A 15003-nucleotide genomic window follows, 5' to 3' on the forward strand; every position below is an offset into this window, starting at 1 on the left:
TATGTTTATCGAATTGTTTTGAGGAAAGCGTCAATTTTATTGTAAATGTCTGAGCCGATGACGCTACAAGTTATGCTTTGTGCCCAGACGCCCAAGCTGTTGAGTAATGTTCCGATAGACTTAGAATCTTTTTGATTGATTTTTTGATCAATTTTTTCAATTTGTGTATTTAAAAGATTTCTGTCATTTTCATCAACTGAAGGTGCTTTTATCAGCTCTTTTATAGATTCAAGAAGCTTTTTGGCCCCTTCGTAATCAAATTCTTTTACTCCGTTTGCGTTTAGAGTGGAGTTGATGGCTGATCCAACAACGTTTGATCCGTTAATGTTTCCGTAGTTGTTTATAATGGTCATATTTTTGGCGATTTCCTTTTCTTTTGTAGAAAATTCATAATCTTCTCCGAGAATACCTTTCTGTTCTAAGTTAAGAGCCCAATCAAGAATTTGATTTTTTATGGTATTGAGAATTCTCACTAGTTGAGTTTTCGAAAAAAACATTTTTATTTCATAACGATTTGGAATGCGAGCTGCCTCAATAAGAAACTGTTGCAATTCAAGGGGAATAATCATTGAAATTGTTTGTAAGTCTTTATTATCAACGGCGGTTTGAATTTCGCTAATTGACATGGTGATTGGCCATGTTGATAATTCTTCAAAAGTTCCTTTTGATGGAAGCTGGATAGGTATCCATCCTCGCATTGGGTTTCTAGCCTTGAAAAAGACATTTGCATTTCTGTATTCAGGGACTTCCTTAGAGGTGGGATAACCATTAATTTCTTTTTTTAGGAATTCTACCATTTCATCTTGATCTAGTTTACGAGCAATAAAATATGCCTTTTGACAAAGATCGCTAAACGAACATTTCGGATTTAAACATTCTTTCTGTAATTCTATAACCAGCTTTGACATTTATTCTTTCCTTTGCGTTTGGATGCTTGAAATAGAATCGTTTAACACGCCGGCAAGATTTGAATTTGAAACATTACCATTGATGATGATTTGGATAGAGGGAACATCTTTAACTTTACTTTGTTCTTCGCTAGAAAATTTAAGATTGTCTCCAAGAATACCTTCTTTTTCCAACTTTAGAGCCCAATCTAAAACGAGTTTGCGAACAATTTGTGGGATTGAAGCTAGCTGAGCAATAGACACGATATGATGGATGTTCATTGCTTTAGGCATATTTGTTGTTTCAAAGATTATTTGCTGAACTTCTGCAGTGGGGCGAATTTCTAAGGTTTCAGTTTTTGATAAGCTTAATTTTTCTATTTCTGTGATAGGTTCAATGACATTTCGTTTGTTTATGGGATTCTCTGAAGAAAGTGATATGGGAACCCATCGTTGGAAATTGACATCAAAAGCTTCTGTATAAATTATGATTTGACGATATAAGGGTAATTGAGTCGTGTCATCACTCTTGTATCCGGTCATTTCATTAGAACAGAATTCTGCCATGTCTTTGATAGACAATTTTTCGGCAATGGCGTATGCCTTGAGTAGCAGGTAATAGCAAGATACTTTTTCGTCAAGACATGCTTGCTGTAAGTCAAGAACCATTTTTGCCATAATAATTACCTATACGGCGAGTTTTCCGCTCATTAGGCGGGGTAAGAGCAGGTCGCGTTGTTTTATGAGGTTTTCATTTTGCTTTTTTAATGAATCAACCATTGCAAAATTATTTTTTGCAATTTCATTAAATTTTTGACAGAGTTTCTTCGGCGGCATGACAAATTGCATTTTTGCAAAATTATTATATCTCAGTGAAGGTACTGTTGCACCTGTTGCCACAGACAGGAAATATTTTCTGTTCAATTTTAAAACGAAAAAGAGAAATTTTCCAATGGTGTTGTCCTTAGGCTCAATACAATAACATCTTTGGTGTAGATTAAATTTTCCCCAATAGTACCTTGGCATGAAAGATGTTCCTTCTCCTGGAACAATTATCGCCTCGCAATCTTTTATCCATTCGCTACTTTTCTTTATTTCCTGGGATCTATCAAAAAGCGGGTATTCGCCGTCTTCTTCTGCGTCTTCTCGATTGCATTTTCCCGTTGAAATGTTCGAGACATTCCCAAGTTTTTCTATTGTCCAACCTTTGGAAATCCCGTTTTCGATGGGGCTAGTTTCGTGGCCGGGGAATCGGAAGTGGACGAACCATTCTTTGTAAAGATTCTCCGCCATTTGTTCCAAGATTTTGATGCGTTTGATGTTGTTTTCTATCAGGTTGTCGTAGGCGGAAAGTACAGATGCGATTTTTTCTTGATTATGAAGGGGAGGCAAACAAACCTTTATTTTTTGTATTTTGTATATTCCGAGTTTTGGTTGTGCAGCTCCACCTGCTATGGTTTGCATTAATTCTTTGTATTGCTTTTGATTTAGTAAATAATAAATGTATTTGCTATTGGCTTTGCCGTTGAATCGTGTTAATCTGACTGCATTTTCTGTTAAATTAAATCCATCAACATCCTTTTGCGCAAATCCTATATCACCAATGGATGCCCCAACTATGGTTATTGCAATATCGTTTTCATTGATGATATACTTTTTTATTTTGTTATATGTATTTTCTTCTAAATATATTAAGTCTTCTGTGTTTATATTGCCATTTTTTATATCCCTTGCTCGTATATAGGGATGTGATGTTTTATAATTAACAAAATCAAAGCCAAGAGGAATTCTTTTTCCACTTTTTATTTCACATATGTCATTTATAGAGAATATTTCCATTTTTATTTTTCCCTAAAATAACGCATTCATGTTCTCTGCAATCTGTTTTTCCAGTTTCTTTGCTTCGGCGCTCAGCTTAGCGAAATCGTCATTCAGTCCGAGCATCGTTTCCTTGAATTCTTCGGCGGTCATGCCGTCGTCTTCAATGACAACGCCCACATATCGGCCCGCGTTGAGCGAATAATCCTGGTCCTTGATTCCGTCTTCTCCTTCGATTTTTGCGACCTTGCAAAGGCCGATTACGTCTTGGTATTTTCCGTCCGGGAACCGTTCGGTGAGCCAGTTGATTTGTGCCTGCCAATAATCCTTGATTTTGACTTCTTTGTTGTCGCTGTTTACGGGAGCGTTCTTGAGGTTTTCCTTGTATTCCTTGACCAAGTCCTTGAACGCCTGCGTGTCGCCTTCGTATAGGCGGCTGATGATGGCGAGGTTTTTGATTTGTTCATCACTGAACTTGCGGTGCGCCCTGTCAACTTGGGTGAACACGTTTCGTGCGTCGATGAAAAGGATTTCGTCTTTTTTCTTGCCGCCCGCTTTTTGCTTGTCGAAGAACCAGAGCGTCGCGGGGAGCGTGACCGAGTTGAACATGTTCGAGGGCAGGGTGACCATCTGGCTGATGACGCCTTCTTCAATCATCTTCTTGCGGATTTCGAGTTCGCTGCCGCCGGCATCGCTTGCGGAATTCGCCATGACAAGAGCTGCCTTACCGTTTTCATTCAGGGCCGTCGCAAAGTAGCCAATCCACAGATAGTTTGCGTTGGGGACGGTTTCTTTCTTGTCCGAGGTCTTTTTGCCGCCTGCCTTAGATTTGTTTCTAGGAACGCCATAGGTGCTGAAACGTTCGTCTTCCTTGACTTTATCGACAACAACTTCGTCCACATTGAACGGGGGATTTGCCATCACGTAATCGAATGCGCCGAATGCGTTGTAGGGGTCGCTGTAGAAAGAGTTTGCTTCGGTGATGTCGCCGCGGACATTGTTCAGGAGCAAATTCATCTTGGCGAGTTTGACCGTGTCGGGCTCTTTTTCCACGCCGTAGCAACGGAAAGACATTGTGTCATCTTCTTCGCTCTTGTTGTGCTTGTGCATGTAACGGGCCGCCTGCACGAACATACCGCCCGAACCGCAAGCCGGATCAAGGAATTTCTTGTCGTGACCGCTTGGCTGCAGGACTTCGACCATGTAACGCACGACTGTCGCTGGCGTGTAGAATGTTCCGCCGTCCTTGCCTTCGGATAAAGCGAAATTGCCCAGGAAGTATTCGTAGATTTCGCCGAACAGGTCTATGCTGATATTTTCGGGAATGTCCTTAAATATGCGGACAATCTTCGAAAGCAAATCGGGCTCTTCTTCGGGAACGAGTTGCGCGTAAACATCCTTGGGAAGGACGCCTTCCATCTTTTCGTTTTCGTCTTCGATGGCTTTCATTGCACGTTTAACAAGAGTCGCTTTCTTGGCGTCGTCCGGAGCGTCGTTGATAAAGTCGAAGTAGGCGCATTCCGGCAAGTAGAAACCGCACTTTTCGATGGAGATTTCTTTGAGCGTGCGTGCGCGACGGGTGCCCTTGAGCTTTTCGAACTCAGCGTTGATTTCGTCTTTATGCTGTTTGTAAAGAATATCCGCATAGCGCAGGAAGATTAGGCCCAGAATGGGCTGGCCGTATTTATTGGCGGCGAGATGCGCTCCAGCGCGGAGAATGTCTGCGGAATGCCAAAGGCGATCTTTCAAATTCTTGAGTTCAATATCAGTCATAGGGGGTCTCGAGTATTTGGGAGGAATATAGATTATTTGAGGGGAGATTGGGGAGTGTTTTTTTGAGGTGTCATGTGCATTTAAGGGAAAAAAGGTATATTGAATAAATTTTATATTAGGTTGTATCCTCGGAGTACTTTTTCGCTCTATCTTGGTATTAATACAGCAGAATATTTTCAGAATGAAATTATGAAACCCACATGATTACTCAATCCTGAGATGAAAATTTACAAGATGACAGTTGACCCTGATACGTTTAAATTGATTGCATTTTGTAAGTGCAAATGGTGTATTTTTCGTTTTTAAAATAAATTTAGGCATAATTAATGAGTCATTTATCAGATTTTTTGTTAAATGATGTTTTTTATGTTATATTACTCTAAAAGGAAGTAAAACGAAATCTATTATGAGGTAAATATGTCATATTCTTTTGATGTACATGGCCCTTTTTCTGTGCCGCTTGATAAAATCTCAACAAAGAAGGGAAAATCCCAATATTTTCAGGTTGCTTGCAAGGAAAAAATGAATGTTTTTTGGGATCAATGTGGGATGGCCGATGAAAAAGGATGCTATGTATTTATAAATAGTGTGGCAGGAGGCTCAACTCCAATTTATGTTGGCAAGACGAATGTTGCGTTTAAGAATGAAATATTTACACCTCATAAAAGGGTACTTCTTAATCAATTTATAAATACAACTTCGAAAAAGGGGTTAAGGGTTTTCTTTATTACTCCTCAATCTAATGCTGATATGAAAAAAATCATTGATGAAATTGAAAGCTATTTAATAATTCAAGCGAAAAGAGCGAATGAAAATTTATTGAATGAAAAGAAAACTGCTCCTAAGTGGTCTATTGCTGGTATATATGGTGAAACTAAAATTGGCAAGCCGTCAAAAGCTGTTTCTGAATTGAAGAAAAGCTTGAAATTTTAATATGGAATAAGGATAGATATGCTTTTTAGTATCAATTGCATTGAAAAGATATCAATGGATGAAATTCCAATTAAAGAAAAAAATAAGGTTGGAGAATGTGATGAAAACTTGTTTAAAGGACTTAAATCAAGAAGATATTTTCTTAATGATTTTTATTTTCATGACCAAAATGAGAAAGAACCTCGTATAAATACGCATAGAGCGCTTGATGAAAATTTTTTTGGACCACATATAAATGTTCAAGCTGTAGTTGGCGAGAATGGAAGTGGTAAAAGTTCTTTGATGGAACTTATTTATATTGCTATAAACAATTTTTCTTACATGTTTGAACGTGGGCATGATAATGAACGCCCTGGTGCCGAATCGCTTTATTATGTTCCAGGCTTATTTGTTAGGGTTTATTTTTCTATTGGAAAGAAAATATATATACTAGAATCGAAAGGTTTGATCCTTGATTTATTCTGTAGAGACTATAGCGTAGAAAATTGCAAAATTGTTTCTAAAGCGCATTTTGTAATTAGTGAACATGAACTAGTTTCGCTAATGACAGATGAAGGAATTGCAAATTTAATTGAAGATTTTTTTTATACAATAGTAAGTAACTATTCTCTACAGTCATTCATTCCGACAAATTATATCCATGATGTTTATGTTTTTGAATCTGGTAGGGATAGAAAAATAGAAAAAGAAGATGCAGTGAATAATGTTTGGATAAATAGTATCTTTCATAAAAATGATGGCTATATTCGATCTATTGTATTAAATCCTTATAGAAATAACGGAAATATTGATATTACAAATGAACTGGCTCTTTCTAAAGATAGGGTTGCGGCATTGTTTCTTTGGGCTAAACAAAAAGGGTCTATTTATTTCAAACCTTATACATACTATAATTTAAGAATAGAGTTAAGACAGTCGTTTTTAAAAAATAAAATAAAGAAAATATGGAAACTAAAAGGTGATGAAGAAAAACAATTTGATGAAAAGTTTCAATCAGATGAAATGTGCTTAAAAATAATTAATTGGAAACTCGCTGAAATACTTAAAAATCATTTCGAGCTTAGTAAGGAAACCGATTATCATGATTATAAAAAAAGAGCAATGCTCTATTTACAGCTTAAAATCATAACGATTGTGAATAAGTATGATTCTTTTTTAGGCTATAAAAATGTTGTGACGTTAGAAAAAAAATTTGATAAACCTATGATTGAATTTAATGGTGGAATTGGAAATTTGATTGTTGCACTGAATGATAAAGAGTCCCATGTTACAAAAAAAATAATGAGAACTATTTGGTTCCTTAAATTGTCTAATGAAGCTGTTGACAGGATTTTTGCTAAAGATTGCTTATACAATGGTGAATTATATTTTGATGAATTATCCGATGAATGGATAGAAGAGTGTTGTGCTAAAATTGAGCAATCAAAAAAAGAAGGGAGGAAAATCGATATTAATGAAATGTCGGGCCCTTTCACGGAATATAAGAAAGAAAAAATTCGAGAGTTTACGGATCCTGTTTGGATTGACCGAATTCTTCCGCCCTCACTTTTTCACTATGAATTATTTCTTGAAAAAGAAAAAGATGTTCTTCCCTTTAATGGTTTAAGTTCTGGAGAACTGCAATTACTGGAAACCATATCCATTCATTCTTATCATATTGAAAATATTCTTTCTGCAAAAAGAGAGTATTATATAAATAGAAAAAAAAGATTCCATCCTAAGTACAGATGCGTTAATATGATTTTTGATGAAGCTGAAATGTGCTTTCATCCAGATTTTCAGCGACAATTTGTATCTCGAATGCTTGATTTGATAGTCTCAATGAAGCAAAATTGGTATGAAAGTGGTGGATGTTGTATAAACATCATCATATTGACTCATTCCCCGTTTATTCTTTCTGATATTCCTAACAGTAATATTTTGTATTTGCAAGATGGAAATGAGATTGATGTCGATGAATTGATTACATTTGGTTCAAATATTAATGATTTGCTGTACCATAGTTTCTTTTTGGGTACTGGAGATAAAGGTTTTGTTGGAGAATTTGCAAAAAGTAAAATAAAGTCTTTAAGTGATTTTTTTATAAATAAAAAGACTAAGTTGTATCCAAATAGTTCTGCAACTCCTGAATGGACTGAAAAATGGGCTAATTCATTTCTTGAAACAATTGTTGGTGATGAAATGATAAAAAATGTGCTACGGCAGATAAAAGAATCGTAATTTACAGGACCTACAATGAGAAGAATTCTTATAACTCCAAAAATACAATCGATTGCTGATGAATATTCAAATGAAATAATATCAAAATTAAAAAAAACGACAAAATTGACGCTGGAACAAGAAATAGATGAAATAAAAAAATCGCAATTACAAAATTGGAAATTGTATGTAAAATACCTAAAAAACATAATTAAACTGTATGATTCTTTAGTAGTCTTGCATCCTAAATATTTTAAGTATTATTGGATTCGGTATTTTTCTTTTTCGAAAAAAATAGATATGGATAGTACCTTATGGAAAAAAGGTACGACTATAAAATTCCATAAAATGGTAGAAGATGCGATGGCGTATAAAAATGTTCGTGATGAAATAATAGTTCCTTTTATAAAAAGACTGGGCATCAAAACCTGTGTAAATTGCAATAGTGAATATATTTTATCCGCAAATAAAATTTCTTATTTAGATGATGGCAACTATAAAGTTGAATTGAAGGGTCGATATCAATTGGATCATTTTTGGGCGAAATCAAAATATCCCTTTTTGTCAATAACTTTTTTTAATCTTCAACCGTCATGTGGCTTTTGTAATTTATGGAAAAAAGAGAAAGATGGAAAATTTAATTTGTACACAGATTTTTACAAAAAAATAAATCCGTTTGTATTTTTATTAGATAAAAAAAGTCTTTTGAACTATTTGTTGAATTTAAATACGGACCAAATACATATTGAACTAAATAGCAAGGAACGTGGTTTGAAAAAAAATCATGAAGAAGTTTTTTGCATTAATGAGATTTACAAACTTTTAAATGATGAAGTTGAAGAGCTGATTTGGAAAGTGAGAATATATAATGAATCTTTTGTTGGGCAATTGCAACAATGGATGAAAAATAAATTTGCGCATTGTCCTGAAAAGGATTTATTTCGATTTGTTCATGGTTTTTATCCTTGTGTAGAAGATGTTCATAAAAGGCCCTTAACCAAAATGAAGCAAGATGTGGCAAAACAGTTGGGGCTTGTTTAATATTACCCCCATACCACCTTTTCTTCACCTTTTTTATAAATATCCGCAAGTTTTTTTCATCAATTCTTTTAGCGTATAGATTGCGTCGTTTTCGTTGCGAAATTCCGTTCTTGTGAGGTTTGGATGTCTCGACTGTTTGTTGTGTGGCGTTTAGAAATCATGCCACTTGGTTTTTGGACACACTAGAAAGTATATCGATTTCGCGGAGGATAAAACCTTGTTCGTGCAACAGATGTAGATTGTCGGTAGAGTTGTCGATAAACAATTCATAGAAGCGGCCTAAATAGTCGCTTTCAATTGTTTCTTCATAGAAGCAGACTGCGTTACGCAGGATTTTTTGTATTTTACTTATACAAGATCTTTTTTAAACTGAGAATTAAAAAGATGGACTTCGTGCATCTGCGGCACAATAGCGTCGTATTAAACAGGATTGTTGCGATGAATTCTTCTATTTACGATGCAAAAATGTGCAACTATTAAGAAATACTTAATAGTTCAAAACGAACCCGAATGGTCGTGCATTCCTTGCCTTACCCTTCCTCTCGCTCATTCTTCAGTCTGTATCGCATGCTACGACCGCCTTTTTTATTGGTCTCGAGGATTCCTTTGTCCATGAGGCTCTGTATTTCGCGGAGGGCGGTGTCGTGGCTTGCGTTGAAGAGCGCTGCGGCTTCTTTTGCGGTAAAGGGCTGCGCGAGGCTGCCTGCCATGATTTCGTCGATGAGCTGCTGTTCGCGGGCGCTGAATGTGTCGTTGGCGTGGGCGCTGCGGAATTGGATGCGGCTGATTTCAGAGGCGAAAAGCTGTTCGCTATCTTTGATGGCGTCTCGCATCATTTGCAGGAACCATAAAATCCATTCGGTGAGGTCACCGCTTGCGGCCTGCGTGCGTGCGAGAATCTTGAAGTATTCACTTTTGTGAGTGTTAATTTGTTTGTTTAGTGCGTATTGGCAATGCGTCGTGTTTTCGGTGCGGGCGAGTTGCATCGCCGTGATGGCGCGGGCGAGTCTGCCATTTGCGTCGGCGAAGGGGCGGATCGTGATGAACCAGAAATGTGCAATTGCGGCCTTAATCACCCCATCTATATTTGCGCTTTCGAACCACGATAAAAAGTTTTCCATTTCGCTTTGAAGGCGTTCCGGATTCGGGCCTACAAAATGGAGCGTCTTGGGAGCGAAATCGGGGGCGGTCGCGTCAATGGTCGTTTGCACTTCGCTGGGTGATTCGCGGAACTTTAAGACTTTGTTCTGACCCATCGCGGAATGCCAGTTGAAAAGGCGTTCTTCGGTGAGTGGCTGCGAGGCGTTTTGGATGGCGCCTAGATAGTTCTTGATGTAGTTTTGCGAGCCTTTGCTTTTGAGTTCCACTTCGGCGAGTGTGCTTGCCGTGTCCAGTGTGTAGCCGTCGATGGCGTAATTGGCAACGATGTCTTCGGCGAGGAGTTTTGCTTCGATGTCCTTGAGTCCGCAGATTTGCATGATTCCGATGAGCTTGCCTTCTTCAAGGCGCGTCTGCCCAAGCGCTTGGAGCACCTTGGGAGAATCGAAGCGGAACCGCGTCCAGTCTGGGAATTGGTGGATGTAAAGCATGGTCTTTTCTCAAATATATTTCTTTTTCCGGCGTTATTTGGCGCGCGCGTTTCAATGCTCCGTTGAATTTGATAAATTTAAACTATGCAGAAAATTGATACTTGGTACAAGGCTGAGGGCAATTGTCCCGATGAAGAATATGAAATTGCAAGCTACCTGCTTTTCGAGGCGGGTGTTGCGACGCTCGAAGAACTCGACCCGGTGACCGTTGGCCGCACGGAGTTCTGTTTTTACACGGGCGACAAGGCGGAACGTGACCGCATCGTGGCGGAATTTCCGCAGTACAACTTCACGGTGACGGAGGAGCCTGCAAAGGATTGGGACAAGTGGTGGCGTGACCGTGCGCAGCCGGTGGCTGTGAGCGAGCACCTTTGGGTGCGTCCACCTTGGGTGGAGTTCACGCCGGAAGATCCTGAAGCGGTTGTCTTGGAACTTGAGGCAAAGACTGCATTTGGCACGGGCGAACACGAGACGACGAGTAGCTGTGCTGCGCTCATGGAAAATATTGATTTCAAGGGCAAGACGGTTCTCGACATCGGTACGGGTACGGGAATCCTCGCGATGTTTGCTCGTCGCAAGGGCGCAAGCCTTGCTGTGGGTACGGAAATCGACCCGCTCACGATTCCCTGCATTGCGGAAAACTTTGAACGCAATGGTTTTGGTGAAAGTGACTGCGTGCTCGGATTCCTGGATGCGTTTAAGGATGGAACAAAGTTCGACGTGATTCTCTGCAACATGATCCGCAGTGAACTTTGGCCGCTTCGCGACGACATCGAAGACTTGCTCGCCGAAGGCGGCGAACTCATCATCAGCGGTCAGCTTGTCACTGAAAAGGATTACATCCTCAAGTGGTTCGAAGAAGCCGGCTTTAAAGTCTCCGTCGAACGTGAAAAAGGGGAGTGGTGGAGTGTTTTGGCGACAAACGCAAAAGGCGAGAGTCGCGACCAAGCGTAGCTTGGGCATGACCGAGCCTCGGCGTTTTGCAATCTCACGAAGTGAGATTGCAATGGTGGAGCGTGCTTGCACGCTCCTAAATGAGCCGGAAAGGAGACAAACGCATAAGGCGAGTGTTGCAGCCAAGCTCGCTTAATTAATATGTCATGCCGGCCTTTGTGCCGGCATCGCCGTTTTTAGTAGAACTGTAACTGGATCCTTCGACTTCGCTGGCGCTTCGCTCAGAATGACGCGTTGTGCCCACTGCGGCGGTCCCGCTGCTACTTCTTAAACGTTGGCTTCTTAAATCCCTTACCGTGTGAACGGCGGCTGGCGAGGTTTATCTCACCGCTGTTGAAGCGGTTCTTGTCTTCGATATTACGGTGTTCGCGGAACGGCGCATTCTGCTGGTTCCCGCGACGATCATCAAAGCGATTGTCTCCGCGGCGGTTATCGAATGCGTTGTCACGGCGGTCAAAGTCGCGGCTGTCTCCACTGCGATTACCTCTCCAATCTTCGCGGCCATCCCTATGGAATCCGCGACGTTCTCCATCGCGTTCAAAACGGTCGCGACTCTCGCTGAATCCACGATTCTCGCCAAAGCGGTCGCGATTCTCGTTTCGCCAATTCTCGCGACCTTCTCCATTACGTTCAAAACGGTCTCCGCGACTTTCACTAAAGCGACCTTCGCGATTCTCGCGGAACCCGCGCGGGTTCTGCTGCTCCCTAAACGATTCGCGACCTTCATTAAAGTTACGATCTTCGCACCCTTCATCTCGCCAACGATTCTTGACTTTCTCTTTTTTGGGGCGCAACGCATTCGTGCGTTCGTCGCGCTTTTGCATTTCGCGGTTGCGGAAGTCTTCGTTCTGCTCGCGTTCCTTGCTCGGGAAGTATTCCTTGCCCTCCGCCATTGCAGTACGGCTTAGCAACAAACGGCTGACCTTACCCATCTTGAGGCGTTCCAAAACTTCTCGCAAGTGCGGGCGGTTTGCAGGAATGTACCAGAAGAAGAACTGCTTCTGGTTTGCTTTTTCTTCGGGCGTTTTGGCGACAAAGAGCGGTTTTCCGTCCGGCGTCATTTCGGCGTAGAACATCTCGGTGGCAATGGTCATCGGCGTTGGCGTAAAGTCTTGCACTTGTTCCAACTGGAAACCCAATTGCTTTGTTTCGAGTGCGAGTTCAGCCATGTCGGCTTCGGTGCATCCCGGATGGCTACTGATAAAGTACGGAATCAGCTGTTGCTTTTTGCCGATGCGTTTGCATTCGTCGTCAAAGAATTCCTTAAACTTGTGGAACAGCGTAAAGCTCGGCTTGCGCATCAGTTTCAGCACGGCGTCGCTTGTGTGTTCCGGCGCCACTTTCAATCGGCCGCTCACATGGTAGTCGATGAGTTCGCGGGCGTATTCTTCGTGGTCCTTGCGGAGTTCTTCGTCATCCGTCTCCTGCAAGAGCATGTCGTAACGAACGCCACTTCCGATGAACAGGTGTTTCACTTTAGGATGGTTGCGCACTTCGCGGTACAGCTCCAAAATTTCTTTGTGGTGCGTGTCCATGTTGTCGCAAATCTTGGGCGTGAGGCAGCTTGCACGGGCGCACTTTTGGCAACGGCTCGGATCGCGGCCACGCATGTTGTACATGTTCGCACTGGGCCCGCCAAGGTCTGTAATCGTTCCGGCAAAGCCTTCCATATTCGTCACGATTTCGACTTCGCGCAGAATGCTTTCGCGGCTACGGCTTGCGATGAACTTGCCCTGGTGCGCATTGATGGCGCAGAAACTGCAACCGCCAAAACAGCCACGGTGCGTGTTGATGCTGAACTTGATCATGTCAAACGCCGGAATGTTGCCGCGTTTCTTGTAACGCGGGTGCGGTTCACGGGCGTAGGGATATTCAAAGCTTTCATCGAGTTCGCCGTATTCGAGCGGCGGGTACGCTGGGTTAATCACCACGGTCTGTTCGGCGACATCTTGCAGAATGCGGTGCTGGAACCACTTGTTACATTCGATGTCCACCCGGCGGCAGTTCTCGATTTGGTTCCTCTTGCTTTCCAAACATTCTTCGTAGCTGTAGAGTCGCAAGTCTTCCCACTTGCTGTTCTTCGGGACATTTCCCTTGGGCGCCAAGTAGGCGGTTTGCGGAACGGAATTCAGGCTCGAGAACGGAACACCTTTTTTGAGCAAGCGAACGATTTCTTTGAGCGGCTTTTCGCCCATGCCGTAAACGAGAATGTCGGCCTGCGTATCGAACAGAATGCTCGGCTTGAGTTTGTTGCTCCAGTAGTCGTAATGCGTCACGCGGCGAAGGCTCGATTCGAGACCGCCAATGAGCAATGGCACATCGGGGTAGAGCTTCTTTAAAATCTTGGCGTACGTGTATGTCGCATAATCCGGGCGGAAGCCGGCTTTGTTCCCCGGTGTAAAGGCGTCGTCACTGCGGAGGCGCTTTGCGGCGGTGTAGTGGTTCACCATGGAATCCATGCCGCTCGAAATCGCAAAGAAAAGTCTCGGCTTTCCAAGCTTCTTGAAATCGCGCAAGTCATCGCGCCAGTTCGGCTGCGGCAAAATCGCAACGCGCAAACCCTCATGTTCCAAAAGTCGCCCGACAACCGCATGCCCAAAGCAGGGGTGGTCCACGTAAGCGTCGGCGCTGATGATAATCACGTCAACGTAATCCCAACCGAGTTCGTCCAGGTCTTCTTTGCAAATGGGTAAAAATCGAGGATCGTACATAATGGAACTTATGGGGTTAAAAAGTTTATAAGCCTAAAGATAGAAAACGCGCGCACTTGTGAAATTTATTTTCGTCTTATTCCGCTTTCCCTTTGATGCAACGGACGGAATACCCGTTCTCTTTTTCGGTTGCACCAAGGAGTGTTGTGTTTTCGTTGTCTTGGAATAAGGCGGCAAAGGCGTATAACGAGAGCGTGTCCGTTGCAGACCAGAAAAATGTAGCTTCATTGAGGCCGACGTCGATCTCGTCGAAGAGTATGCCTGCACCAGTGACAGAAAAACCAAGGGCGTTTTCTCTCTCCTCTTCTTTGCTATCCCAGGAATCCGTCGCTTTTAATTTTGTGCCTGCGCAATCGTAAGCCCAGGTGCCATCATCTAAACGTTCTGTGTGGCAGGATTGCTCTTCAAGGAGTTCTTTCCAATCATCGACTGTGGGCAAGTGCCAGCCTTCCGGACAAGCTTTCTGTGCAGCTTCCCAAGTGTAGAGCCTTCCGTATTTTTTACAGTTTTCAGATTTCTTGTTGTAGCACCAGCTTGTTGACGGGTCTGTTTCTACGGCGTAGTTCATGTTCTGCGCCGTCCAGATGTGATTGCTGATAAAGAGAGTGCGGTAGACTTTGTTGTCTCGTTTATCCAAAAGTTCGCCGTAAGAGATTTCTGGATTTAGATAGTCCAACGTGACGCAGTCGTATTTGTCGCAGTCGTAAAAACGGAGTGATGCGCTCGATTTGGGCTTGTTTGCGCTCGAACTAGATTCGGGCGGTTCTGAGCTAGAGGAAATTTCCTTGGAACTGGATGAGGACTTGGCCGTCTTGGAACTGCTTGACGGACTTTTTTCTTTGCTTGAAGACGATGGCTCTGTCGATGATGAACTTTTGATGAAAAAGAAAATGTCGGTCTTGTTCGAATGGAAAAAAGTACTCGAAGAGCTTTTGCTAGAGGATGACAGTTCTATGATAACGATGTCGGTATCGCTTGAAGAATTGTTTTCGTCATGTGCTCCGGTGACGTCGTTACTGCATGCAGCGACGATCCCCCCGATAAATGCCATGACGTAAATCCAAATTCTATGCATCCTATAGAATTATATATAATAAA

General features: G+C 41.9%; 11 protein-coding genes. 4 read left to right on the plus strand and 7 right to left on the minus strand.

What is annotated here, in order from left to right:
* Positions 1 to 5 precede the first annotated feature (5 nt).
* Genes CRN95_RS11350 through CRN95_RS11365 form a run of 4 tightly spaced genes read right to left on the minus strand, consistent with a single transcriptional unit; the run spans position 6 to position 4478 of the window.
* Complete coding sequence (locus CRN95_RS11350; RefSeq protein WP_097020949.1) at positions 6 to 908, minus strand: hypothetical protein; 903 nt, start codon at positions 906 to 908, stop codon at positions 6 to 8.
* Positions 909 to 1565 (minus strand): hypothetical protein, encoded by a 657-nt coding sequence (locus tag CRN95_RS11355; RefSeq protein ID WP_145993993.1) that lies wholly within the window; start codon positions 1563 to 1565, stop codon positions 909 to 911.
* Between the two features lie 9 nt (positions 1566 to 1574).
* Entirely contained in the window at positions 1575 to 2726 is a 1152-nt protein-coding gene (locus CRN95_RS11360) for a restriction endonuclease subunit S (RefSeq protein ID WP_097020951.1), read from the minus strand.
* A 12-nt stretch (positions 2727 to 2738) separates the two neighbouring features.
* Positions 2739 to 4478, minus strand: coding sequence for a class I SAM-dependent DNA methyltransferase (locus CRN95_RS11365; RefSeq protein ID WP_097020952.1), 1740 nt, complete (start codon positions 4476 to 4478; stop codon positions 2739 to 2741).
* A gap of 417 nt (positions 4479 to 4895) precedes the next feature.
* On the opposite strand from CRN95_RS11365, the gene CRN95_RS11370 reads away from it, so the two are divergent.
* Genes CRN95_RS11370 through CRN95_RS11380 form a run of 3 tightly spaced genes read left to right on the plus strand, consistent with a single transcriptional unit; the run spans position 4896 to position 8651 of the window.
* A complete protein-coding gene (locus tag CRN95_RS11370; protein WP_097020953.1) occupies positions 4896 to 5411 on the plus strand; it encodes a hypothetical protein in 516 nt (171 codons plus the stop codon).
* A 54-nt stretch (positions 5412 to 5465) separates the two neighbouring features.
* Positions 5466 to 7631, plus strand: a complete 2166-nt coding sequence (locus CRN95_RS11375) for an AAA family ATPase (protein WP_159462311.1) — start codon at positions 5466 to 5468, stop codon at positions 7629 to 7631.
* 15 nt (positions 7632 to 7646) lie between these two features.
* A complete protein-coding gene (locus tag CRN95_RS11380) occupies positions 7647 to 8651 on the plus strand; it encodes a hypothetical protein (protein ID WP_097020955.1) in 1005 nt (334 codons plus the stop codon).
* Positions 8652 to 9181: 530 nt separating this feature from the next.
* On the opposite strand, the gene CRN95_RS11385 is transcribed toward CRN95_RS11380, so the two are convergent.
* Positions 9182 to 10240, minus strand: coding sequence for a Fic family protein (locus CRN95_RS11385; protein ID WP_097020956.1), 1059 nt, complete (start codon positions 10238 to 10240; stop codon positions 9182 to 9184).
* An 84-nt stretch (positions 10241 to 10324) separates the two neighbouring features.
* Between CRN95_RS11385 and CRN95_RS11390 the strand changes: the two genes are divergently transcribed.
* On the plus strand, positions 10325 to 11194 hold the full coding sequence (locus tag CRN95_RS11390; RefSeq protein ID WP_097020957.1) for a 50S ribosomal protein L11 methyltransferase: 870 nt from the start codon (positions 10325 to 10327) through the stop codon (positions 11192 to 11194).
* A 260-nt stretch (positions 11195 to 11454) separates the two neighbouring features.
* Here the strand turns inward: CRN95_RS11390 and CRN95_RS11395 are convergent, their stop codons facing one another.
* Positions 11455 to 13905, minus strand: a complete 2451-nt coding sequence (locus tag CRN95_RS11395) for a YgiQ family radical SAM protein (protein ID WP_235003005.1) — start codon at positions 13903 to 13905, stop codon at positions 11455 to 11457.
* A 76-nt stretch (positions 13906 to 13981) separates the two neighbouring features.
* Positions 13982 to 14980 carry an FISUMP domain-containing protein gene (locus CRN95_RS11400; RefSeq protein WP_097020958.1) on the minus strand — a complete coding sequence of 333 codons (999 nt, stop codon included), beginning with the start codon at positions 14978 to 14980 and terminating at the stop codon, positions 13982 to 13984.
* Positions 14981 to 15003: the final 23 nt, after the last annotated feature.

The sequence above is a fragment of the Fibrobacter sp. UWB16 genome, from assembly GCF_900215325.1.
GTDB lineage: Bacteria > Fibrobacterota > Fibrobacteria > Fibrobacterales > Fibrobacteraceae > Fibrobacter.